This is a genomic window from Dechloromonas denitrificans (assembly GCF_001551835.1).
Taxonomy (GTDB): Bacteria; Pseudomonadota; Gammaproteobacteria; order Burkholderiales; family Rhodocyclaceae; genus Azonexus; species Azonexus denitrificans.
This window is the reverse complement of the sequence record NZ_LODL01000035.1, coordinates 51,428-75,069: the sequence shown is the minus strand read 5'-3', so window position 1 is coordinate 75,069 and position 23,642 is coordinate 51,428. Positions and strand designations below refer to the sequence as shown.

Sequence of the window (23,642 nt, the reverse complement as noted above, 5' to 3'; positions counted from 1 at the left end):
CGATTTTGCCCGGCTTGGGCTGGCGGTGGTAATAGAGCGCTGCTTCGCGTAGTTGTCGTGGATCCATGTCTGCCTCCGTTTTATATCGTGAAACGTGATTTCGAATCGCGGAAGATAATATCATGCATCTTCGGCGCTTTCACCCTTCGGAAATTACGTAGCCGTGCAAAGTCAAGTAGATGTTTACCCTAATCTGTTGCATAATTATGGGCTTCCCAGCCGACGGCCTTCAGCCGCTTTCAGTCTTGGTGGCAGCTCCCGGCGACTGGCGTAAAGTTTATCTATTTCAGTAACTTGGAGAGAGACATCGCCATGACCGCACCGCTGAATGCACCCGACTACGTCAAACACGAAGGCCTGAAGAAATGGGTCGCCGAGATCGCCGCGCTGACCCAGCCGGACCGTATCCACTGGGCCGATGGGTCGCAGGAGGAGTATGACCGCTTGTGCGCCGAAATGGTAGAAGCCGGCACCCTGATCAAGCTGAACGCAGCCAAGCGCCCGAACTCCTATCTCGCCTTCTCCGATCCGTCCGATGTGGCTCGTGTCGAAGACCGCACCTACATCTGCTCGGCCAACAAGGAAGACGCCGGCCCGACCAATAACTGGGAAGAGCCCGCCGTCATGCGCGAAACCCTGAACGGTCTGTTCAAGGGCTGCATGAAGGGCCGGACGATGTACGTCATCCCGTTCTCGATGGGTCCGCTCGGCTCGCCGATCGCCCACATCGGATTCGAAATCACCGACTCCGCCTACGTCGTCACCAACATGCGCACGATGACCCGCATGGGCAAGAAGGTCTTCGACGTGCTCGGCAGCGACGGCGAATTCGTCCCCTGCATCCACACCGTCGGCGCCCCGCTCGAACCGGGCCAGCAGGACAGCAAGTGGCCGTGCAACCCGACCGTCAAGTACATCGTGCATTACCCGGAAACCCGCGAAATCTGGTCCTACGGTTCCGGCTACGGCGGCAACGCCCTGCTCGGCAAGAAGTGCTTCGCGCTGCGCATCGCCTCCAACATGGCGCGCGATCAGGGCTGGCTGGCCGAACACATGCTCATCCTCGGCGTCGAATCGCCGGAAGGTGAAAAGAGCTACGTCGCTGCCGCATTCCCGTCGGCCTGCGGCAAGACCAACTTCGCCATGCTGATTCCGCCGAAGACGCTCGACGGCTGGAAGATCACCACCATCGGCGACGACATCGCCTGGATCAAGCCGCGCGTAGATAAGGACGGCGTCACCCGTTTCTACGCCATCAACCCGGAAGCCGGCTTCTTCGGCGTCGCCCCGGGCACCTCGGAAAAGACCAACTTCAACGCCCTGGCCACCCTCAAGGAAAACATCATTTTCACCAACGTCGCGCTGACCGACGACGGCGATGTCTGGTGGGAAGGCCTGACCAAGGAGGCTCCGGCTCACCTGATCGACTGGCAAGGCAAGGACTGGACGCCGGAAGATGGCAAGAACGGTCGCAAGGCGGCGCACGCCAACTCCCGCTTCACCGCCCCGGCCAACCAGTGCCCGTCGGTCGACAGCGCCTGGGAAGACCCGGCCGGCGTGCCGATTTCCGCCTTTATCTTCGGCGGCCGTCGCGCAACCACCGTGCCGCTGGTATACGAAGCCTTCAACTGGAACTACGGCGTCTACATGGCTGCCACCCTCGGCTCCGAAACCACTGCGGCCGCCTTCGGCCAGCAGGGCGTTGTCCGCCGCGACCCGTTCGCCATGCTGCCGTTCTGCGGCTACCACATGGGTGATTACTTCAACCACTGGCTGAAGATGGGCAAAACCGTCGATGCAGCGCCGAAGATCTTCTGTGTGAACTGGTTCCGCATGAACGAAAAGGGCGAATTCATGTGGCCGGGCTTCGGCGACAACATGCGCGTCCTGAAGTGGATCGTTCAGCGCTGCAAGGGCACCGTCGCCGCCAAGGAAACCGCGCTCGGCTGGATGCCGCAATTCGAGGATATCGACTGGGCCGGCCTGGAAATCAGCAAGGCTGAGTTCGAAGGCCTGACCAACATCGATGCCGACGCCTGGAAGTCCGAACTGGCCGGGCACAAGGAGTGGTTCGACAAGATGGGCGAAAAGCTGCCGCGTGAATTTACGCTGAAGCGCGAACTGTTCGAAATGGCACTGTTCAAAGACGCTGCCTGATCGACGCAATTGATGATGAAACGGCCACCTGCGGGTGGCCGTTTTAATTTGAGGAATGCCATGACCTACCGCCCCGCCGCCCGCCTGGCCGATATCTCCCCCTTCCACGTCGTCGAACTGCTGACTCGTGCCCGCCAGTTGGAGAGCGAGGGGCGCGACATCATCCACATGGAAGTCGGTGAGCCCGACTTCCCTACCCCGGCGCCAATCGCCAATGCTGCGGTGGACGCGATAAAAAGCGGCAAAACGCTGTACACCCAGTCGCTCGGCCTGCCCGAATTGCGCGAGGCGATCGCCGCCTTCTACCAGACGCGCTATGGCCTGACCCTGCCGGCCAGCCGGATTGCCGTGACCAACGGCGCCTCCGGCGCCCTCAACCTGGCCTTCGCCTGCCTGGCCGATCCGGGTAGCAAATGGCTGCTGACCGATCCCGGCTACCCCTGCAATCGCCACATTTTGCGCGCTTTTGAAGGTCGACCGCGGCATATCCCGGTCGGGCCGGAAAGCAACTTCCAGCCAACGCCGACGCAAGTGCGCCAACACTGGACGGCGCAGACCAGGGGGCTGTTGCTGGCCTCGCCGGCCAATCCGACCGGCACGCTGCTCACCCTGCCGGAAATCTCCGCGCTGGCCGAGGTCTGCCGCCAGAACGATGGCCATTTCATCGTCGACGAGATCTACCACGGCCTGACGTATGAGATCGATGCACCGTCCGCCTGCACCGCCGGTGACGACATCTGGGTCATCCAGAGCTTTTCTAAATATTTCCAGATGACTGGCTGGCGCTTGGGCTGGATGGTGATTCCCGAAGCCTACGTCCGCGATATCGAGAAACTGGCCCAGAACCTGACGCTCTGCCCATCGACGCCAGCCCAATACGGCGCGCTGGCGGCCTTTGAGCCTGAAACCTTGAGCATCCTGGAAGCGCGCCGCGCCGAGTTCCGCCGGCGTCGCGACTATCTCGCCCCGGCCCTGGAGGCGATCGGCTTTCGCGTCACTGCCCGTCCGGAAGGGGCCTTCTATCTCTATTGTGACTGCTCGGCCCTGGCCGCCGACAGCTTCGTCCTGGCCCGCGATCTGCTCGAAAAAGCCGGCGTCGCCGCGACACCCGGCCTCGATTTCGGCAGCCACAAGCCGGAAAAGCACATCCGTTTTGCCTATACGACCAGCGTCGACCGGCTGGCCGAAGCCGTCCGGCGACTAAGCGCTTACTTCGGCGGCTAGGCGCAGTTCCGGGTAACGGCGGCGGACCGCCGCCCAATCGAAATACGGCCCCGGATCGCTCTTCCGGCCGGGGGCAATGTGGCTGTGGCCGACCATGTCGGCAATCGGATAACGCTGTCGCAAGGCATCGACCAGGCGCCAGAGCGCCGCATATTGGGCGGCCGAGAACGGCTGTGTATCGGAACCTGCCAGTTCGATACCGACCGAATAGTCGTTGCAATTTTCGCGTTCACGCCAGGTCGACCGCCCGGCATGCCAGGCCCGCTGATCGCAGCCGACAAACTGGACGACCGTGCCGTTGCGCCGCACGTAGAAATGCGCCGAGACCTGCAACCCGGCAATCTCGGCAAAATACGGATGGGCAGCCGGGTCGAGGCGATTGGTGAAGAATTGCTCGACAAAATCGCCGCCAAACTGCTCCGGCGGCAGGCTGATGTTGTGCACGACCAGCAGCGAAACCTGACTCCCCGGCGGCCGCTCGCCGTAATTGGGCGACGGCAGATGGCGCGTGCCGCGCAGCCAGCCGTCAGCCAGCCACTCACTCATTCGATGCCCAGACGCTCGAGGCGGTAGCGCATCGAGCGGAAAGTCACCCCGAGCAAGCGGGCCGCCGCCGTGCGGTTACCTTCCGTCTTTTGCAGCGCCTCGAGGATGGCCTGCCGCTCCAGACGGTTGAGATAGTCGTCCAGCGTCTCGCTACCGCGGCCGATGCTTTCGCCGCCCATTTCATCGGGCTCCAGCCGCAGATCCTCGGCCTCGATATGGGCGTCGGCACAGAGCGCCGTTGCCCGCTCCAGGATGTTCTCCAGCTCGCGGACATTGCCGGGAAAGGGATAGAACTCCAGCGCCTTCAGGGCACCGGGCGAGAGCTGCGGCGGCGACTCGCCGAACAAACGGTGCAGGATGGCCTCGACGAGTGGCGGAATATCCTCCAGCCGTTCGCGTAACGGCGGCATGCGCAACTCGATGACATTCAGCCGGTAGTACAGATCCTGGCGGAAGGCGCCCTTGTCCACGCAATCGCGCAGGTTGCGATGGGTGGCGCAGATGATCCGCACATCAACCGCTTCTTCGGCGACGCTGCCCACCTTGCGCACCCGCTTTTCCTGAATCGCCCGCAACAGCTTGACCTGCATGGCGAGCGGCAGATCCGCCACCTCGTCGAGAAACAGCGTGCCACCATTCGCCGCCTGGAAGAAGCCTTCGCGATCACCGTCGGCGCCGGTAAAAGCGCCTTTCCGGTAGCCGAAAAACTCGCTTTCCATCAGGTTTTCCGGAATCGCGCCGCAATTCACCGGCACGAACGGCCCGCCGCTGCGGGCGCTGCGCAGGTGGATCAAGCGGGCCGCCAGCTCCTTGCCACTGCCGGATTCGCCAGAGATATAGATCGGCGCCTGGCTGCGCGCCAGCTTTTCGATCGTCGCTCGCACCTGCTGCATGCTTGGCGAGTCGCCGATCAGCGACTGCAGCGGATTCTCTTCGGCCGCCCCTTCGGGCAAGCGCAGCGCCGACTTGACCAGGGCGCGCAACTGCTCCAGGCCGACCGGCTTGGCCAGATAATCAAAGGCGCCGGCCTTCAGTGCAGCAACCGCATTCTCGGCACTGCCAAAGGCGGTAATCACGGCGACCGGGGTTTGCGCATGGCGCTCGGCAATATAGCGGACGATTTCCAGACCGTCGCCGTCGGGCAGGCGCATGTCGGTCAGACAAAGCTGGAAAGGCTCGCCATCGAGCGCCTGGCGGGCCGCCGCCACCGAACCGACGCACTCGGCCGCCAGTCCCATGCGCGACAGGGTGAGATCGATCAGCTCCCGAATGTCCGGCTCGTCATCGATCACCAGCACCCGAGTCAAATCCCCGCGCGGACGGCGGTCGGCTTTGCTTAGCGACATGTATCGTTTCTCCCGGTAACAATGAAGTGGCCGCACGCAGCGGCATGCGCCAGTTCGAGGCTCGCCCCGTTGGCCGCACACAACTCGCGGGCGATGAACAGGCCCAAGCCGGTGCCTGCCGTATGCGTCGTGAAGAAGGGCTCGAAAATCTGCTCGAGCATGGCCTCGGGCACTCCGGGACCATCGTCGATCACATGCAATTCTAACCGCCCCTCGGCCGCCCCGTTCCGCACCGCCAAGCGTACAGCGCCCGGCCCTCGTGTCGAATGGCGCAAGGCATTGCCGAGCAGATTCCACAGCACCTGATGCAGATGCGAACGGTCAAAGCACAGCGTGTCACCGGCCTGGGCCTCAAGCACGACGACATCGGCCGGCAGCCCCTCGGTCGCCAGAAAGCGTTCGACAAAGTCGGCGCAAAAATCATCCAGAGCCAAAGGCTCCGGTTCGGCCCGATTCTGCCTCCCGAGTTCGAGGATATCGCTGACAATCCGATCCAGGCGGGCCACATTGTCATTCAGGATGCGCAGCAGGCGCTCCTGCATCTCGCCCCGTCGCTCCTCGCGCAGCAACTCGCCGGCGTGGCCGATGGCAGACAGCGGATTGCGGATCTCGTGGGCAATGCTTGCGGTCAACCGCCCCAGCGAGGCCAATTTCAATTGCTGGGCACGCTCCTTGATCCGCCCGACATCTTCCAGGAAGATCAGGATCTCCCCTTCAGAACTGCTCGTCCGCTCGAAGCGGGCCCGCAACTCCTGGCCTGCGACGCCGGTAAACAGAGTGGCGTCGTCGCCTTCGGCAAAAAACCATGCAGCCAGCGCCACATCCAGACTCGGCGCAGTCATCGCGAGCGGGCTCCCATCGGACTCCGGCAAGGCGAGCATGGCCTGCGCCACCGGATTATGGCGCAGGACCAGCCCGTCGCGACTGACCACCAGCACCCCGTCCAGCATGCGCTCGATGACGCGCTGGCTGATCCGGCTTTCGTTATCGAGGGCAATCCCGCGCCGCCTGGCCAGATCCTCATTGGCCATCAAGCGCTGGCCGAGCAGGCGGGCGAGAATGGCCGTCGCGAAAAAACCAGCAGACAGGATACCCGCCTGAAAAATGCTGGTCAGTTCAAAGCCATTGGCCAAGACGCCGTAAATCTGGCTCAGCAGGACCGCCAAAGTCGCCAGCGCCGCGTAGAACAGCACCAGCCGGCCGCGTCCAACCAGACTGGCCGCGGCCAGCGAAACCAGCAACAGAACGCCAATCCCGCTGGCAATCCCGCCGGCCGCATACATAAACAGCGTGATCGCCACGGCATCGACCATGACCTGCAGCGACAACTGGAAATTGAAGCGGCGCTGCCAGTGAATCGACAGCGCCAGCCCGACCAGGATGGCACACAAGTAGGTCGTTGCCAGGGCCAACATGGCCGCTGTCGGCGACAACTCCAGGCGGCCGACCCAACCGGGCGGCAAAAGGATGGCCAGAAAGAACAGGCCAGCGAGAATCAGGCGGTAAAGATTGAAATACTGAAAGGAGCGCCAATTGGCCTCCCAGGTCGAGGCAAGCCAATCTGCCATCAACGCGGCCCCGAACGAGCAGCCGAGCGATGCGCGGCGCAGCAATAGGCCTCGCCACCATCCTGTACGCCATCCCCCTCGGGAAAATGGACGCCGCAATGGGCGCAGACCAGCATGTTCTCCACTTTCGAATCCGGGCGCGGCGCCGGTCGTTCCGACTGTTGCTGGCGCTTCTTCCACCCCCACCAGACCACCGCCAGCAAGGCAAAAAGCAGCAGGTATTTCATCGAAACCTCACCAGTATTTTTGGAGCATCGGTCAGCAGGCGAAAAAAAACCCTGACTAGTCAGGGTTTTCATTATGACATTTTTGGTCGGAGTGACAGGATTCGAACATGCGACCCCTGCGTCCCGAACGCAGTGCTCTACCAGGCTGAGCTACACTCCGACGCCTAACAAAATGATCGTTAGGTTTAAACCGGCGCGGATGATACACCAGCACATAGCCGGCTGTCACCGGTGGCAGCAAAAAAACTGCAGGGCACCCGGAAAACCAAAAACCCCTGTAACTCGCAGAGTTACAGGGGTTCTAATTGGTCGGAGTGACAGGATTCGAACATGCGACCCCTGCGTCCCGAACCCGTTTTGGCCGCCTTTAGCCATACGGTATAAAAACAAAAACAACGTAAATTCAGTGACCTATTGTGCAGCAACATGCAACTACATGCAACAAAATGCAGGATTTTTCTGGCGCATTGGCACACGACTGGAGCACAAAATAGAACATTGGTATTTTTAGCTTATGGTTGGCTGTGATGTTCATGCGCTTTCTATACTGAGTTTTGGATGCTCGGCATGGATACCCTCCAACCTCAAAAATTGGTTACAAAGGAAGCCGCCGCAGAACTGCTCTCCGTCTCAAAACGCACTATCGACAATTGGATTGCCGACGGGACACTGCCACCGCCCACGAGTATCGGGCGAAGGGTGTATTGGCACCCAGAAGCATTTCGCTCTTGGCAGGACAACCTGTTTGGCGTTAAGCAAAGCCGCCAAACAGAAAACACGTTGCCGCGCCGGGGCAGACCCCGAGCATTCCTAGCCAACTGAATGCTCGGAAGCATGCCACGGGCAACTGGCCCGTACAGCGATTCATCTGCGCGGTCAGTCGCCACGCGTAGTTTGACTGACCGTTTCAGGTCATTTGTGGCCATTCAATGCTCGCCGCCGCACTCACGCTCACCGGCTCATTCCGCATCCTTGATGCCGAGGGCAACGCACCAGGCCGGACCAATGGATGAACCACAGGCGACTCTGGCGATGCGGCATCTAGAGGAGAAACGCCAGCGTTGCCTGCGTCACTCGATCACGACATAGAATGGTTCCGACTGCCCGTACAGGCGGTTGTCGCTCTTGCCGATCAGGAAGGCTTCTACGAAGTGCACCCCGCGATAGGCTAGGTCCTCTTCGCGCGAGAAGCCCGAGTCGCTAGCATAGAAATCACCGCGCAGCGAGTTTGCGTCGTAGGCCGCTTGGTCGGTGTTCGTCACGCGCCACTGCACCTTGAACGACGAGTCGAACGGCACGCCGACAGCGTTGGAAGCCGAGAAGCGGATCGAGCGGCCCTTTGGCAGCGGTTGCAGTGTCGTCACCGCCCCCAGGCGCATACCGTTACTCCCGGCCAAGAGCTCGGCGGACACCTTGACGCGGTACGACTGCGACGCGGTACGCCACTTGGGGCGCCGGATATAGGGCAGCCGGGTGATGCGATTTGGCAGTGCCGCGCGGCCGCGCTCGATGACACGCTGGACCAGGTCCTTGAACTTGCCCGCCACCACCAGCGCGTCGCTCTTCGACACGCTCTCGCTGAGCCGAGCAGATTCCTTGGCCTCGCCGGCGGCGAAGCTGTCGCCGAAGACGCGCTGCCACTTGCCGATGGACTCGTCGCGGTCCTCCTCGGCGAACGCCTCATCGATCCAGGTGCGGTACAGATTAATCTTGTTGCGGAAATTGCCATACTGCGTCTGATCCCAGACGCGGCTCTGGATGTCGGACGACAGCACTGGGTTTCGGATGACAGGCAGAGCGGGACGCGCCTGCAGGTAATCGTCCAGCCGGCCCATCACGGTCTTCAGGCAGGTCGGCGTGTCCGCGAAGGCCGCCGAGTCCTTGTCCGAGTCGTAGATATGCATGCCCACGAGCGTTGTGAACAGAAAGGACGGACAGGTGAAGTTGGTCTTAATGTCGCGCAGGTACTTCAGCAGCCGGGTGACATTCTTGAGGTCATTGCCGCCCGCCACTCCGTTCCTGCCAACCACCCAGTCTGTGTAGTCAAGCGCTGCAGTCGTCTCGAACTCGTTGGTGATCCGGTTACAGACCTCGTACATGTTCGACCACAACCGGTCCTTGACGCACGGCGCGATATCGATGCGGCGCTCGCCCGCATACTCGATGGTCACGCAGTGCGAATACCGGTGCACCTTGTCCTTGTAGGTGCTGTGGCCTTCAAAGAAGGCGCCCAGCTTGTTGATGTAGTCCTTGGCTTCCCAGCCCTCAACCGGCTCCACGATCACCAGCAGGTCGGCGTCGAACTCGCCGCCGGTGAACGGCTTGATGATGGTGCCGTGGGCCCACGAACCGTGGGCGTCAAAGTCGAGGATCTTAGGCCCCCAGCTCGAGGCCTTGAGTGCCTTCTGAACCGCTTCGACACTGGTGCCCAGTTGGCTCACCCGCGTGTCGTTAAGGTTGACCTCCTCGCTAAGGAATGTCTTGAACTGATTGACCAATTTCATGCTTTGCCTCCCTCTCCTAGTGCCTTCTCTGCCTTGCGAACGAGATCCTCGGCCGCGTGGTGAGCCTCATCCTCATTCACCGACCTGAATATGGAATAGACCCAGTCGAAGATCAGCGGACTGCGCTCACGATGCTGGTAAATGGCGTCCTGCAAAGAACGCGACTCGACCGTGAGGGCCATCGCATCGGCCCCTCCAAGGGCCTTGGTCCAGATCTTGCCCCACTCGCCGTTGAGGTTAGTCAGAGAAATCGCTGCGTTGGCCTGCTGCATGCGCTCCCGTAGTGCCCACGTCAACACGGGCAGGAACGGCACTATCAAGGTCATGATGAGATCGGGAAACGGCAGCCCCTTGTACAAACCAGCGTACAGCAACGCCACGCCGAACAGGAGGGTGAGCGTCAGCAGCCAGCCGCCGTACCGGCGCCTGAGTCGCGCGTCGTAGCTTATGTTCGTGCGCTGGCCGATCAGTCGAGCCAGGTACAGCGGCAGACGGCCGATACACACCTCGTACCAGGCCAAGAAGTGCGCCTCGCGCTTCTCTGAGAGCGGCTTGGCCGACAGCCTGCGCACATCTTCATACTCCACTGGCGCGCCCGTCACAAAGCGGTTCCAGGGCAGGCCGAAGATGTCTGTGTCGAACTGCTCCTGCAGCTTAGCGCCGCGCTTGAGCCGATCCTTCTGGATCCGGTCGAACAGTGCGGTCTCCATCACAAGCAAGATCAAGCTGGCTAGGGCCAGGTAGGGCCGGATCTCCGGGACCTGGGACCCAATCCAGACCCCGATGACGGGCAAGAGAATCGACACTAGGACCAGGAGGCCCTGGGTGAGCTTGGCGGCGCGATAGTTGCGGTGGCGGGCCCGCAGCAGATCCCGGCTTTCATCCGACGCCTGCCGCGTCGGGATATCGTTTCGAAGACTGTTCATTGATCCTCCTGAGTGTGGTTTTTGTTCTGCAACGCCTTTAGCCTTGCGCATGTGGTATCGATCACCGGCTTAGTCGAAAATTTCCGAGGCGACGCAGCCCACACCGCCGCCGATGAGCGCGCCTTCGTATGCGGTTTTGGAAACCACCGCGCTGTGGCCGACATTGCTTTTGCCGATGATGATGCCGTTAGAATTATTTCGTGCCATGATTCATTCCTTTCTGGGTTGGCTGCACAGGGCGTGCTGCTTTCTGGAATGAACTATGGGCGCAGAAATTGAAACGTTAGAGGAGACTTAGGGGAGATGAGTGGGAAATGCCAACAATCAACTGATAACCTTGTCATTAACAGCAACGGATTCAAGGCCGATCCTGTGAAACTGTTGAATGTCGTGCTTTCAATGCTCCCGCTGCACGCGGAAGAGGGGCGGCAACGCGAGAGTCTCCTCGAAGTAGATCTTGTTTCCGCGCTTATCGTCCAAGGCAGCACTACAGAGGAAACAGCTCTGTCTCTGAGCTACACGCTCCGACGACAATTTGAAGCGTTGTCTCTGCTTGATCCGCTTGAGCTTCGGGGTGGCAAGTGGGCGTTTATTTCGTTTCCGGCATCCTTGTTGGGGCGCTCTTGGCTCGCGACACTAGCCACACCTAGCCAGGTACTGCTGCCCACTGACTATTGGGAACAAGGAGATGGCCGGCCTCCCGAGGTTAAGGAGGAGCAGCGGTCTCTGTTGCATCAGATAGAGGTCGGCCGATTAAAATTCAACCCACATGCCGAGACAATCAGGACGGTGCATGTTGCTTGGGCCTTTATCCGCTTGGGAAACAATTTTCTCATGCACCATCGTGAGGACAAAAAACGCCCAGGAGAGAAATTATATGTACTGCCAGGCGGGCGATTCAATCTAACTGACTTACCCGTCGAAGTTCAAGAACGTCACAACATTCTGAAGGCAATTTTTGATCCAGAGTCTGAGACCGTGGCACAGCACATTGCCCGCACGTTGGAGCGAGAACTCGAAGAAGAGGCTGGGCTGCAACGGGACATTCATTACACCTACACGCCGTTGCCTCCTTCACTTCCGATATACCGTGAAGTCAATGGTGCAGGAAATCGGCATGCCTACACTTCCTACAGGTTCAACCTATTCCAGATCAAGTTGACTCCAACAGGGGAGACTCACTTGCTCGACAGAGTTTCAACATCTGCTGACAAGTTAACGTGGTTTTCCGCTGCAGACATTGCTGCTCCACAGCGGGCTGATGGCGCTACCGCATATGTAGATGCGTTGCGCCAAGCATGGGGGGACGGGCTTGAAAAACGACTATTGAATGTCCTTGACTCCAGCTTCTCTCCACTTCCCTACAACGATGAGTCTTGCATGCTGGACTTGCCCGGGTACCCTGGAAAGAGCTTTTATTCTGGCAAACCCGGAAAAGAAAAGCCAATCGCGCTAATTTCGACGCTGGATCAGCAAGAATGGCAGTTGCTTATGCTTATGAGTTGGCACGCGCGCGGATTTCCGATAGAGAAAGCCAACGGAATTAAATTGCTCGCGAACGGTTGGATTAAAGTGATAGAAATAATCCGGCTGACGAAAGGACTGCAAGAAAAAATTCAACCAGTAATGCCCAATCTTATCGAGATCCGTGAAGACCGATACGCCTCGTTGAGAATATCTCCGGATATTTTGTTTTTGCCTGCTGAGTTGTTTTTCTACAAGATTGCTGGCAGTAACAAACTCGGAGGAGAGTTAAGGCTGGAACGACAGAAAATCCAGACGCCTTGGGGGTGTTTACAAGCGGGGCACTACGAAAAGAACGTCACCGGAAAAACAATGACCACACTACGTGAGCTAGAGAAGGGAGAGGACCCGGATGGTGATTGGGAAAGGAACCTGCGAGAACAGTTTAGCGAAGGGGTGAGAGGGATTGGTTTGCGCCGACTGTGGAGCAGCAAAGGGAATATTTCATGCTTAGTTGATGGACTTCGGCGGATTTCCGAATCCTGAGTATCTGAACGACAATCGCCGGCACAGCGACGGTATCCGCAGTGTGCGCTAGGCCCCGGACGAGCCCCAGCAGCGTCATCCACTGAATCAGCAGATCAGTAGCCGCATCACGCCCGAGGTCGCCAAAAACACTGGCCATATCTGACGTGTCCAGCTCGGACACCACCACGGAAATGGAGGAACGCGTTGCGACATATACTCCCTTGTTCGGGGCAGCCTCGATTGCCAGCGGAAAGAAGGTTTCTAGGGTGTGTGCAGGCCGGGCGGCGGCTTTGTGCGTTACTGCAGCAGTTGAAGCGCCAGGGATTGAACGGTTGTAATGGCCGAATTCCGAGTGCAGAGGGAGCGGCAGGCTTTCTTGCTTTGGCCGACGTGTCGTCGGCCGTGGCTGACGGTGGGCCGCTAGCCAAGTTCAGGCGGCAATACGGCTCAAATCGGACTTCCGCGGCCCTATGTCGCCGAACGTCCGGTTTCAACATCTGGGAACGCGTACTCACGACCTAGAGGTTGGCAAATCAGCTATGCGAGTGTCCGCATTCACGGTGTAGCGGACATCAGCGCATCCATGTCACTGACCAAGGCCACGATATCGGACGGTTTTGGCGGGCGCAAGTGGGCGAGCTCGTCCCGGACAATTTTGGCCTTCCGGCAAACCGATACGGCGGCCTGCTCCATGGACGTGGTGATGCCGAAGCCCTGCTTGAAGAAGAAGGCGAGATCGTTGTACTCGAGTTCTTCCCGGGTCACCTGAACGGTCCGGTTGCCGAGCTTTTTCATGATGTAACCGTTATCGCCGTGGGCACGCTCCAGGTCAGAAATCGGATTGGTGAGCATTTCTAGGATCCGGGGGCGACGCTCCTCCATCCAGGGAATCAGGGCCTTCAGGCAAGCCCGCCAGTAGCGTTTTTCGGAGGACTGCCGATACTTGGCGGCCTCCGTCCCCGCATGGGTGGCCACGTACCACTCCCGAAGGGGGTGAATCTCCGTGAAGGCGGCCGTCACTGTGCCTGCGGCCCAGGAATGGGCAGACCAGCGCAGCAGGTTGGTCCCAAGTAAGGGAGCCAGGCTATCCGGCAGGTCGTAGATCCGGCTGGGGTCCATGGCGATCAGCTGCTCCGCAAGCTGCGGGTCGAAACCGGCGTACTCGGTCACTAGATGGCGAAGGAGCCGAGTGCTGCCCGGTCCCCGAGCCAACACCATGCGCTGTGTGATATAGGCCTCCATCTCGTCGGACGTCAGCATACCGCTAAAGGCAATCACCCGGATGGCCTCGCCCACGATGTCCTGAGTGTTCTCCCCATCCTGAATGGCGATAATGAGCCGAACATCCCCTATTGCCCCGCCAATGGCCGAAAGAAAAGCCATGACGTACTCATTGCACTGTTGCTGTGCCCTTTTGCCCGCAGCCTTCAGAATGACCGCATGCTGGTAGCCATACCGGTGATGGGCCAAAGCTTCCGCCGACAGGCTCGGAAGCGAAAAGTGGGTACCGATCTCCGCCGGAACGTTCATACCATCGTAGATGGTGAGTTCGATGGGCTCAAAGATGTTCGCATCCCGAAGCCCCATCCGCACGGCGTGCCAGAGCCCGTTGGGCGGGTATTCCGTCAGACTCAGGACAACGGCCCGGGCGTTCCGGGTTGCATCGGTGACCTTAGCCACGAACTCACTAGGCCCGGGCATCGACCAGAAAAGATTCGAAGGCGATTCGAACATGACAGCTCCTTTTAGCTCACACTACCGCAAAGGAGTTCGTGGTAGAGCTCGGGCACGTGCCAGCCCCCGTCCTCTCCTTCCTGGAGAAGTCCCATCCAATGCAGGAATAGCAAATCCTCCGGGGCGAGCCCGTAGGTCTCCAGGTATTCGTCCACTTCGCTTGAATTCCGTTTCTCGCCGTTGGCGTAGAGAAGGAACTGCTCCATAGCCTTCTGCTGGTCGGCCGTGATAGCACTGGGCCAGCCGATCTGCCGATAGAAGGTCGCAAGATCCGGCGTGAGGGTGCACCGTGTCTGGGCGACTGCGTCGAGGGCACTGTCATGGGTCAGGTGGTTCTGGCAGATGTCCCGGATGGGTTTGCTAAAGCCGCAGCCCGCCTGCACGATGGCCGAGCACGCTTCTGTACTATCGACGACGTCGGCGTTCTCATGTATATGGAAGCGCACAGCATCCAGGCTCCAGGGCGGTACCGGCACCACGGTCCAGGAGGCCTTGCGGTTGGCGCCAGCAAGGGAACCCGCCTTCATCGCCTGGGCGATTTCGTAGAGCCGCTCCGGCAGGGCAATTAGGGCAAGACGGACCCGCAGGGAAGCCGCCTTCGGCATCAGATTCGCAAAGGCCGGAATATCGATTGCATGCCAGGCGTTGGAGGGTGAAGCGATCAGGTGCCGTTCGGCCTTATGCGCCGCGGTGGTCGCTTGGCGCCGCATCTTCTCCAAGAGAGAATTAGCGGTCGTGGGGGAAAGGCTCATTGTCCGGAGCCACGTTTCCTGGGCGAGCAGCCACTTGGAAGTGGAGTTGCACAGATCTACCAAGCCGCTCAGGTTGTTGCCCGCCATGATCACCAGGTTGTTGTCGATAGGCTCCATCTGGGCCGAAGTCCAAGCCACCGGCATCGGGAAGATAATCCGGGAACCGTTTTGCTCCATGATGACCCGGCGGTCGCCGTGGTTGCGCAGCTTCTCGGGTGGCTGCTCCGCCAGCACCTTGAGTTGATGATTGATGCGCTTGCGATCACCAATCAGCATGGCGATACTTGGGTTGCGCAGCCGGTAGTTGGAACCGTGCTTCTCAAGTACGTTGAGCTTCCTCATCTCATCGACCAGGCTCTCGTAGGCCCCCGCGCTCATGCCCTTAAAATGGTTACCGGCTACCATTTCACAGTATTCGCGGATCTCACCGACCGTCAATCCCTCGTTCTTCCCCGACTCGATCTCGTGGTAGTAGATGTCGGCTAGTACTAGGGCAATGGCCTTATAGCGCTTGTCGAGGTCCAGGGTCCAGCCGAACTTTGTCTGCAGTTCGGTGAGGAGATCATGGTCCTTCTCGACGGTATCGAGGTCATTGCCCTCAATATAGGCGCAGGCCTGATCCTGTGGCCGCTTGTTGTACATATGCTCAAGGAGCTTTTTGCAATACACCTGGATAAAGGCTGGATAGTAGTTGCACAGGGCCAGGATGCGCAACGGCAGGTCTTCGCAGCCCTTGCCGAAGAAAAAGCCCAGGGCTGCGAGGGGGCGGGTCACCAACTGGATGCCGCGCAGAATGTCGTCGCCGGTGCTGAAAGGCTCGAGGGCTATGGTTTCGGCCTTACCGAGGGCGGAGTTGCTTTCGGTGGTCATCCGGGTGAGGTTGTGCAGACCGGCAATCACATAACGGATCGTGATCTTGGGTTGAATGCTCTCCACCATTTGATGGAAGCTGCCGATCAGGCTCACCGCCTCCGGCTGCAGGTCGAGCTCCCTGCCCATCAGGTCATCTGCCTCGTCGAGTAGCAGGTAGCAGTTCTTGATCTTCTGCTTGGCCGAGGTGAGCTGCTGCTCCACCCAGGTTCGCACGCCGGCGAGATCCTGGGTTTCGACCGGCAGTGGATCAATAACGCCCCGTCCCGCCAGCGCGCGAGCCACAGTTCGCCAAGCAAAGAGGACATGGTCACCCCCGTGGTAATCCCGGTTCATGGGAATATAAATGGCAACAGTGCCGGCGATGTTGCTCATGTCCCGCTCCACCTGGTTAAGAAGCGACGACTTACCCAGACGGCGGCCACCGTAGAGAATGGCAAGGCTCTTAATTTGGCGCAGCTGCTCTAGCTCGCGCTGACGGCCAAAGAACATTTCTTTCGGCACAGATGTCCCGTCGGCGCTATAAGGGAAGGTGTGGAAGGTGAGGCAACCGATTTCCATCAGCCGCCTGGCACGTTCGTCTGGGTTCAGCGCCATGTAGGCCACCAAGTTGTCATCGACCAGAATGACCGGAGTCCGGCCAGACAGCCGGGCGCGCTTGGAGAGGGTGAGTCGGGTCCGAGCGAGGATGAAGGTCGGTGTGCCCGCGATATCGTGGATAAGGGACGGGATATCGTTGTCCGGCTGGTTGCCGGGGATGATGTAGCCCATGACCGTGAATGTCGGGGTACCCAGAGCGGGCGGGATGAAAACATCGTTGCTAATGAGGGCGCTAAAGGCCTTTTCATCGAAGGCAATGCGCGTGTAGCGGCTGGAGCGGCTCGTATCCGGGAAGGACGTAGGCGCGGCAATTCCGACGGAGGAGAAGAACTTTCCGGCGAGTTCGGCCGTCCGGATCATGGCGCGCTCTGCGAAGATGCCGCGCCACTCCGCTATGAACTTGATGGCATTCTGCCGGCCCTCCTCCTCCAAGTCCCTAATGAGCGGGTGCTGGGCAAAATTCGGGTCGGCCAGATGTTGCTCGAGCAATTCGAGGAGCGGCTGGTGGCCTCGGACGGTATCGAGTTGGCGCAGGAAGGCCTCATACTCGACCGCTGGATTCCGATCCATGTTAAGGGCATACACTGGCAAGCGCCGGCCGCTGCCAATGATGGCGAGCGCATCGTGGGCTGTGCGCAAGTTGGCAGGGTTGTTGGTCTCCAACATGCCTCGGATACGGGCAATATCGCGGCTCGCGTCGCTACCTTGAGACTCCTCGATGGTCTTCAGGTCGAGGAGCAATTTGTCGCGGGTGTCTTCCAATCGGGCACTCAGCACCTGGAGCACGGATTCCCTCAGGGTGGCCAGAGCGTGGGGGAAGTCTGGGTAGGCGTTAGAAGCGCCTTCGGGCCGGCCGATGTTGTCGCCAACATTGGAGGCGTTCAGGGTTTCGATAACGCGCAGGAGGTCGCCCGCTTTTTTCTGGCTCAGGGCAGATAAGGACATTGCGTGGGTGACCCGCTGGCGAGCGTCCTGCAGCTCCTGGGTGAGGTCGGCTTTCGCCTTCTGATACTGCTGGATGAGTGGTGGGTCGAGCTTCACCGGGGAACGCATGGCAGTAGCCAAGGCAAAAGCCGGCAGGAAACGCCGGGCCTCGATGTGGCCGCGCAGGGCTTCCATGAGAATCGGCTGCACGACGGCCTCAGACATTGGCTGATCGATATCCAACAAGCTTTCGGCCAGCAGTTCGTCGATTGCTTGCATGACGTCCTCTGCCGAGCATAGGGCCCGGCTGCTCCCCTCCTCCGCCTTCATGGATGGCATGAAAGCCCGGTCCATGGGGAGCTGAATCAGGAGGCGCTGCTGAAGTGCCGGAATGCAATATCCGGGTTCCGATTCCTCGTAAAGGCGCAGCACCGCCTTGAATACAATGACAGCAGCCTCGCAGTAGAGATAGTCAAGAACGTTGGTGCGACGCATCCGCTCCATGGTAGCCACAGATTCAGTCAGGCGCAGGTGCAGCGTATCCAGGAATTCACGCTCGTTGCGCTCCAATGTCTCGCCCGTCTTGACGCCGGACTCCACCAGTTCGATGCACTCCCGGATGAAGCGCGCGGTGGTGCTGATGTTCTCGCAGGCATTGGTGTTGTAGCGCCCTTCCGGCTTGCTCTTCTCGCCGACCATCTTGAAGGCTTCGACAATTGTCGCTGAGGGCTTTTCGAGCCGGCGCCGCGCTTCGTCGTAGGTCTGGCGCAGCCGCGAGATATCGCCTTTGGCGATTGCCGCCAAACACTGCCCGATGGGATGGCCGACCCCATAAATGTGGTCGTGCATCCGCAAGTAGCCCATGTGATTCCAGGTACTATGGATTGTCGAATCCTTCTTCCAGTTGGTCGCCCTGACCATGGCCCGTTGCCAAGCCTGCTTGGAGGCGAGTTCCACGCTCATTCCCCGAACGGCAAACTTTTCTCGGGTCAAGGTCACTCGCTTGCTGTCGATAGAGGCGATGTGATCGACGAGATCGGATATCTCCTTTACGCCGGTCAGGGGGTGCTTGATGGCGTCGATGATCGTCCAGCGTACGTCATTGGTGTCCGACGCCCAGCCCGAAAATAGCGTGCTGACAAGACCGGCTGCCAGGATACCTAAGCCTTGGCAGATGTTACTCGCGTAGCTATCGGACTCCAGAGTGTGGTTCTGAAGCCAGTCATGGAGATCCACGTCGATCCGGGTGTCGATGGCAAACTGGCAATCGATCGATTCCATGGTGTTGCATAGGGCCGATAGGATGGTGCAGTGGGAACCTACCACCGGATCGGAAATACTGTTCCGGATGGCGGCTACATAGACCGAACCCAAGCTGTAATGCCGCTTTGCGATGATTGGCATCAGTTTCTGGAAGTCCTCGTTGACCCGGCGATCCTCAAGGATACCTGGCAATTCTGGCTGGAACTGGGGGAGCTGCGCTGAGGAAGCAAGCTCGGAGGTAACTTTAACCACCTTCTCCTTTTCTTCGGGAAGCGGCACTGATTCCACGGGCAGGAGGGGTGATTCTGCTTTAGGAGCAGCCTTGAAGGCTGTTTCAATCTCTGGGACCAACTTACCGATCGGCTCCGCTTCTTTGACTTCCGACTCCGCCACCTTCGCGGCGACCGCCTCCGGTTGAAGCGCTTCCTCAAGCTGGACGGCCTGGGGCGCAGCTTCCGGCTCGTAAGCGGACTCGGGCTCGATCACCAGGGCGTCGAGCACTAGCGTGTCGTCCTTTGCCGGCACGGCAGCCGGAGCTACGTTCGCTGCCTCCAGGGTTGCCACCGGGGCCAATGTAGGAATCTCGTTCTCGATGTTCTTGCCTCCATCGGGGCCATTACCTCCTCCATCCAGAATGAAGTGGCGCGATGCCAGGAGGGCATTTAGCAGCAGGCTGAATTGCTCCTCCACAGCCGCATAGAGCCGGTCGGCCTGTTGAGCACGCAGGCGGCGCTCCGAGGTGGTCAGAGACTTGATCGACACGGGGGTTTCATCAAAAGCATGGGCGTCCCGCTTGGCCGTGCTGGCATTGACGGTCAATGCCTCAATGGTATCGAGCTCCCGCGCAGCGATATCGCGATCGTCCAGTGACGGGTCTTCGTAACGTACGACCCCCAGAAAGCCTTCGTTGTCGATTTCGGCCATGATGGCAATTAGCCCCTCTGCCTTTGCCCGGCAGGCGGCGACGATCTGCGTCATCGTCGCGTTCATTTCCGCGGCCTGCCGAAGCTGCTGGTCGTCCCGATCCCAGGCCTGGATCAACTCCTGCAGACGATGCAATGCATCTTGGAATTCATCGCTACCCGGGACCATGCTCTGAACAAGGGCCACGATGGCAGACCGGGTGGTTTCGGCATCCTCTGGTTGCTTCTGGGTATCCTGCTGGATCAGGTTAGTGGCAAAGCTCGATGTAATGGGCGATTCCGACGAGGGGACGAAAACACGCTTCTTGATGATGGCATCAAAACGGTCGAGTCGATCCATTCTTTTTTCCTCGTGGCGGGCGATGACCTGCATACATGCATCCGCGCAATCAATGTAGTAATGAAGCGCCGCTTCGCTATGTTGCCCCAGCACCCGAGTCAGGTTGCTGATGATGGACTCCGCGCAGCCGTAAGCAGGGGTCTGAGCAGCGGTGAAGATCAACCATCCCAGGGCCTCGTCATCGTTCTGCTCTGTGACGAAGTCCACCAGGGGTTTCAGATTGATTTTGGTGGTCCGTTCGAACTCGCGCAGTGGTAGCGGTTGTTCTGCTGTCGCGTTGTAGCGGTTGATTATCCGCTGAACCGCGGGGATCAGGGCATCGTTGTTATCGAGGGTGCCCGACCCGATAACGGAGGCTCCCTGAGGGTGCCACAGGAAGCCCGCAATCCAGTCCAGGTACTGCTCAAAGGGCGGGCGACGCTCTCCAACCCTCTTCACGTAGCCTAAGTCTTGAAGAACCTGGTAGCTACGTCGAATTCTGTGCTTCATGACGGGTTCGTATTTCCCGAAGAAGCCTTTGAACTCCACGAAATACGGGGGCTCCACACGGACCACAAATTCCCGCTGCACTATGGCCCGGAAAATTTTGCTCCGCTTCGGGTGCGAATAGATGAGGAAGTCCTCGACGTTGATCTGCTGGGCCTGCTCGATCAGCGACAGCCCTTCCCTCGACTTCGCTGCCGGCGGCACGACCAGGCAGGCAACCGACGTAGCCCTGCCGCCTGCTCCGTCCTCTTCCTCGGGGCAGCGTTTCTCGGTCTCCTCGGCCTCGGCATCCGACTTGGCGGGCGCGGGATTCACTTCCTTTTCCACTAGTTCGCCCACCACTTGCATGATCGGGACTGAGCCATCACCGATCACCGTCCCGTCATCGCCTTCATCGGGCACGGGCAGCGCCGGTGTGGGCTCTGCTCCGCCTTCGGCCTCATCTTCCTCCGATGCCGGATACTTGATGATGTAATCGTCGATCTTACGGCCGAAAAAGAGCGGTGCCGGAAGCCGAGTCCAGTCATCGTAGTGAGCGTAGCCCAGACGAAGGCCCATGGCGATTGAGGCAACTTCCGACGGCTTCACGGCCTCGGGGCAATGCATGACGGTGATGTCAATCGAAGCAGGCAGGGACGCATCGATCTCGGCCGGCAAGATGGGGCGCTCCTCGAAGACTCCCTTAGGAGCATCCTTGACCTGGACCTTCCGGGACATGGTTCGGTAGCAGGAGAGACCCCGTAGGGTCTGTGTCGTTTTCCGGTAACCCATGACCCCTACAAAGTGACCGTAGGCGTGTATACCCTTTGGGGCGTCTGGATTGAGTTCAACTAGCTGCTTGCGGGTCGTCGCATAGGCATCCGGCGAAAATTCCCCCGTAAAAGCGTTGGCGGCATCCTCTCGGATCGCTTCGAAAACGGTTTCGCTCCAAGCCCGCAGGGGCATGGCAGCGGCGGGGCCGTGGCGAAGCCGGACAAAGGACATCTTTGGGAAGGCATCGCTCAGATTCACGTGACCGAGGTGAACTCCTGGGGTCTTGGTAAGCCTCGCATCGCTCAGGTCCGACCACAGGGCCGGCAGCGTCTGCCAGTCGATGAACAGTATGGCGCGGGGATCTTGGGTGCCGATTTCCTGCAGGGTTTCGAGGGTAAGGCGCTGGAATTCGCGCTTAAGCCACTCCTCATCACCCTGCATCTGGCGCTGGCAGCCAAGCCAGATAAGACCATCAGCGAGCCGCATCCAGGGCGAGCGGCTGGTCTTGCCACCTTCCTTGTAGCCGAAGCTCACTTCAGTCACGTTGGAAGCGAGGCTCAAGCGGAAATAGCTCACAAGGCAGATCGCGGTCTCGCCTGTGAAACGCTGAGCATTACGCCTCAGAGCTTGGATGCCATACACCGCATTGGGGGCTGCCCCTTCCGGCAATTGCCCTCGGACGAATTCACCGGCCCCAAGGATGTATCCCGAATGTGCAAGCATCACATCCATCATGGCGCTTTGGGCCCGGTGGATGAATGCCTGGGTAGCGCGGCCAGCGGCCTGTTCCGTGCTCGTCGCCTCGATGGGCAGTACATGATGGACGCTGGCGCGGGCCAGAGAACACATAACATGAATAGCAGCTCGGCGATTGACCGTATCCTCAGAGCGCCGATTGATGTCCTTGGCGGCGCAAATGAGCACAAACTTTGGCCCCTTGTACAGGGCGATGCCCTCGGGCAGCCCGGAATTCACCCAGGCCCGCACCCGGCTCTCGAAGCGCTGCCGGGCCTTCAAGTCGCTGTCCGGCAGGTCAGCCCGCAGTCCATGGACATCCTTGGGCAGGGGGTCCTTCTTGACTTCTACGGCATCCCCGAAAAGGAGTTCTGCCGCCTTCTCGATGTAACGCTGCTCGATTTCCTCGCCGCCCACGATCCAAAGGCGGGGCTTGGCTTGGTCATGAATTTGCTCGAGCACGTGGGAGCATTGCTCCCGGAATTTGACGACTGCCTCCCGTTCGCCATCCGGCGACATGTTATCGTCACCGCCCTCCCCGTCTTCGCCCTCCTCGTCCTCGGCAATACAGATGCCCGCAACTCCGAAATCCCCGGCCCTGAGCATGGCGGAGCGGGGCTTGCTGTTCAGCCGCAGGGAGCGGACGGCAAAGGGCACCTCGCCGTCGATAATGCCGGCGAGCTTGGGTTCGGCGATCAGCATGAGATCCAGCTCGTCCCCTTCGAACACGGTGCGCGATGCTACCCGGCGATACAGACGGGTGGTCTGCGGCAGGCCAGCCCACCACTGGCCGTCCGTGAAGGCGATGTGCTTCATCGCGTTCTCCAGGGTGGCCGGTAGCGTATTGCCCGGGGAATTGCACAGGGCAGCGTATTCATCATCGAAGCCCCACGTCCAGATGTCATTTACCTTGCGGCGACTAACTCCCACCGGCACTGTTGGGCGGTTGGGGGCAATGACATAGGCCGTGGCCCGGCTGCCCGTATTGCTGCCGTCCGGCATCTTTTCGGCCCATACCCGCTTGGCGGCGGAGAGGGTCAGGTAGAGTTCGTCGCTATAGGGCACGGTCCCGACGGAGACGCGGGCCACCATCGAGAAAGAGGTGTTTCCCTGGGCGGCGCGCTTGGGCAGCGTCATTAGCTCCAGGGTATTGGGGGCGGCGAATTCCGGCAGAACCAATTCACATGGCCCCATCCCCGGGAAAAGCGTTTCTCCCGCCAGCCGGTCGCAGATTTGCCGGACAATCAGCGCAAATTGTGGTACCCCGGTCGCGGAATCGACCAGAGGCTGCGTAGTGCCCGTGAGAAGGATACAGTCCGCCGCAATTGATCGTTTCACGCGCAGCGCCGGGGTGCCGAGCCCATTTGGCTTGGCCCAGAAGTCCAGGGTTTCGATGCTCCACTGGTTAAGACAGTCAAGAATCCGCTCGATGACTTGGTGATCCTCATCGCTGTCTCGGTACATCATCAGCGCCGGCGTCGCCTTTCGGGTGGGATCGCATCCGAGATCCTTGTCGACGGACACAACGCCATCGATGTGAGCCTGGAGCATAAGGCGTAGGGAGCCGATGGGTAGATTCTTCTTCAGCTGCTTGGCGGCATCGCGCAGATCCATTAGCGCCGCCTGAAGGGTGCCGCCGAAGGTCACCGTAACCATGTCGGGACTCGTGGAGAGCCAGGTCTTGTCGATGCGACGTGCCAGCAGCTTGGGATCGACAGCCTTCTTGCTCTTGCGCTTCGTCCAGACGATCTTGGATTTTGTAGTCATTACGG

Annotated in this window: 13 protein-coding genes and 1 tRNA gene; 4 read left to right on the top strand and 10 right to left on the bottom strand. The window is 59.8% G+C overall.

From position 1 onward, the window contains the following. Positions 1 to 312: 312 nt before the first annotated feature. Both AT959_RS15105 and AT959_RS15100 read left to right on the top strand, forming a co-directional pair. Positions 313 to 2,157, top strand: coding sequence for a phosphoenolpyruvate carboxykinase (GTP) (locus AT959_RS15105; protein ID WP_088178988.1), 1,845 nt, complete (start codon positions 313 to 315; stop codon positions 2,155 to 2,157). A 60-nt stretch (positions 2,158 to 2,217) separates the two neighbouring features. Beyond that, entirely contained in the window at positions 2,218 to 3,381 is a 1,164-nt protein-coding gene (locus AT959_RS15100; RefSeq protein ID WP_066884656.1) for a pyridoxal phosphate-dependent aminotransferase, read from the top strand. Here the strand turns inward: AT959_RS15100 and ampD are convergent. The 5 genes from ampD to AT959_RS15075 all read right to left on the bottom strand — a co-directional run bounded on the left by ampD (position 3,358) and on the right by AT959_RS15075 (position 7,228). Beyond that, positions 3,358 to 3,927, bottom strand: a complete 570-nt coding sequence (gene ampD, locus AT959_RS15095) for a 1,6-anhydro-N-acetylmuramyl-L-alanine amidase AmpD (protein ID WP_066884652.1) — start codon at positions 3,925 to 3,927, stop codon at positions 3,358 to 3,360. The two genes, AT959_RS15100 and ampD, sit on opposite strands and share 24 nt — an antisense overlap. Continuing rightward, on the bottom strand, positions 3,924 to 5,273 hold the full coding sequence (locus tag AT959_RS15090) for a sigma-54-dependent transcriptional regulator (RefSeq protein WP_066884649.1): 1,350 nt from the start codon (positions 5,271 to 5,273) through the stop codon (positions 3,924 to 3,926). The genes ampD and AT959_RS15090 overlap by 4 nt, the downstream gene beginning before the upstream one ends. Then, positions 5,264 to 6,841: a sensor histidine kinase gene (locus AT959_RS15085; RefSeq protein ID WP_066884646.1), complete on the bottom strand. Its 1,578-nt coding sequence runs from the start codon at positions 6,839 to 6,841 to the stop codon at positions 5,264 to 5,266. Before AT959_RS15085 ends, AT959_RS15090 begins: the two co-directional genes overlap by 10 nt. Next, a complete protein-coding gene (locus AT959_RS15080; RefSeq protein ID WP_066884643.1) occupies positions 6,841 to 7,068 on the bottom strand; it encodes a PP0621 family protein in 228 nt (75 codons plus the stop codon). Before AT959_RS15080 ends, AT959_RS15085 begins: the two co-directional genes overlap by 1 nt. 83 nt (positions 7,069 to 7,151) lie before the next feature. Further along, positions 7,152 to 7,228, bottom strand: a tRNA-Pro gene (locus AT959_RS15075). 398 nt (positions 7,229 to 7,626) lie between these two features. Here AT959_RS15075 and AT959_RS22115 point away from each other — a divergent pair. Next, on the top strand, positions 7,627 to 7,890 hold the full coding sequence (locus tag AT959_RS22115) for a helix-turn-helix transcriptional regulator (RefSeq protein ID WP_083518450.1): 264 nt from the start codon (positions 7,627 to 7,629) through the stop codon (positions 7,888 to 7,890). Between the two features lie 248 nt (positions 7,891 to 8,138). On the opposite strand, the gene AT959_RS15070 is transcribed toward AT959_RS22115, so the two are convergent. The 3 genes from AT959_RS15070 to AT959_RS21265 form a co-directional block, all read right to left on the bottom strand. Next, positions 8,139 to 9,572 carry an SMODS domain-containing nucleotidyltransferase gene (locus tag AT959_RS15070; RefSeq protein ID WP_066884641.1) on the bottom strand — a complete coding sequence of 478 codons (1,434 nt, stop codon included), beginning with the start codon at positions 9,570 to 9,572 and terminating at the stop codon, positions 8,139 to 8,141. Beyond that, the gene (locus AT959_RS15065) at positions 9,569 to 10,498 is read right to left on the bottom strand and encodes an S-4TM family putative pore-forming effector (protein ID WP_066884638.1); all 930 of its coding nucleotides are present in this window, start codon (positions 10,496 to 10,498) and stop codon (positions 9,569 to 9,571) included. The genes AT959_RS15070 and AT959_RS15065 overlap by 4 nt, the downstream gene beginning before the upstream one ends. Before the next feature lie 69 nt (positions 10,499 to 10,567). Continuing rightward, a complete protein-coding gene (locus AT959_RS21265; protein ID WP_157651338.1) occupies positions 10,568 to 10,705 on the bottom strand; it encodes a hypothetical protein in 138 nt (45 codons plus the stop codon). A 96-nt stretch (positions 10,706 to 10,801) separates the two neighbouring features. On the opposite strand from AT959_RS21265, the gene AT959_RS15060 reads away from it, so the two are divergent. After that, positions 10,802 to 12,508 (top strand): hypothetical protein, encoded by a 1,707-nt coding sequence (locus tag AT959_RS15060; protein ID WP_066884635.1) that lies wholly within the window; start codon positions 10,802 to 10,804, stop codon positions 12,506 to 12,508. A gap of 537 nt (positions 12,509 to 13,045) precedes the next feature. Here AT959_RS15060 and AT959_RS15055 read toward each other — a convergent pair. Continuing rightward, positions 13,046 to 14,224 carry a hypothetical protein gene (locus tag AT959_RS15055; protein WP_066884631.1) on the bottom strand — a complete coding sequence of 393 codons (1,179 nt, stop codon included), beginning with the start codon at positions 14,222 to 14,224 and terminating at the stop codon, positions 13,046 to 13,048. Between the two features lie 11 nt (positions 14,225 to 14,235). After that, positions 14,236 to 23,637 (bottom strand): RNaseH domain-containing protein, encoded by a 9,402-nt coding sequence (locus tag AT959_RS15050; RefSeq protein WP_066884628.1) that lies wholly within the window; start codon positions 23,635 to 23,637, stop codon positions 14,236 to 14,238. Positions 23,638 to 23,642: the final 5 nt, after the last annotated feature.

What these genes read in the sequence shown, in the direction of transcription:
- AT959_RS15100 (WP_066884656.1), top strand. Translation starts at nt 2,218, where the DNA reads ATGACCTACCGCCCCGCCGCCCGCCTGGCCGATATCTCCCCCTTCCAC.
- AT959_RS15060 (WP_066884635.1), top strand. Translation starts at nt 10,802, where the DNA reads ATGAGTGGGAAATGCCAACAATCAACTGATAACCTTGTCATTAACAGC.
- AT959_RS15050 (WP_066884628.1), bottom strand. Translation starts at nt 23,637, where the DNA reads ATGACTACAAAATCCAAGATCGTCTGGACGAAGCGCAAGAGCAAGAAG.
- AT959_RS15085 (WP_066884646.1), bottom strand. Translation starts at nt 6,841, where the DNA reads ATGGCAGATTGGCTTGCCTCGACCTGGGAGGCCAATTGGCGCTCCTTT.
- AT959_RS15105 (WP_088178988.1), top strand. Translation starts at nt 313, where the DNA reads ATGACCGCACCGCTGAATGCACCCGACTACGTCAAACACGAAGGCCTG.
- AT959_RS21265 (WP_157651338.1), bottom strand. Translation starts at nt 10,705, where the DNA reads ATGGCACGAAATAATTCTAACGGCATCATCATCGGCAAAAGCAATGTC.
- AT959_RS15055 (WP_066884631.1), bottom strand. Translation starts at nt 14,224, where the DNA reads ATGTTCGAATCGCCTTCGAATCTTTTCTGGTCGATGCCCGGGCCTAGT.
- ampD (WP_066884652.1), bottom strand. Translation starts at nt 3,927, where the DNA reads ATGAGTGAGTGGCTGGCTGACGGCTGGCTGCGCGGCACGCGCCATCTG.
- AT959_RS15080 (WP_066884643.1), bottom strand. Translation starts at nt 7,068, where the DNA reads ATGAAATACCTGCTGCTTTTTGCCTTGCTGGCGGTGGTCTGGTGGGGG.
- AT959_RS15070 (WP_066884641.1), bottom strand. Translation starts at nt 9,572, where the DNA reads ATGAAATTGGTCAATCAGTTCAAGACATTCCTTAGCGAGGAGGTCAAC.
- AT959_RS22115 (WP_083518450.1), top strand. Translation starts at nt 7,627, where the DNA reads ATGCTCGGCATGGATACCCTCCAACCTCAAAAATTGGTTACAAAGGAA.
- AT959_RS15065 (WP_066884638.1), bottom strand. Translation starts at nt 10,498, where the DNA reads ATGAACAGTCTTCGAAACGATATCCCGACGCGGCAGGCGTCGGATGAA.
- AT959_RS15090 (WP_066884649.1), bottom strand. Translation starts at nt 5,273, where the DNA reads ATGTCGCTAAGCAAAGCCGACCGCCGTCCGCGCGGGGATTTGACTCGG.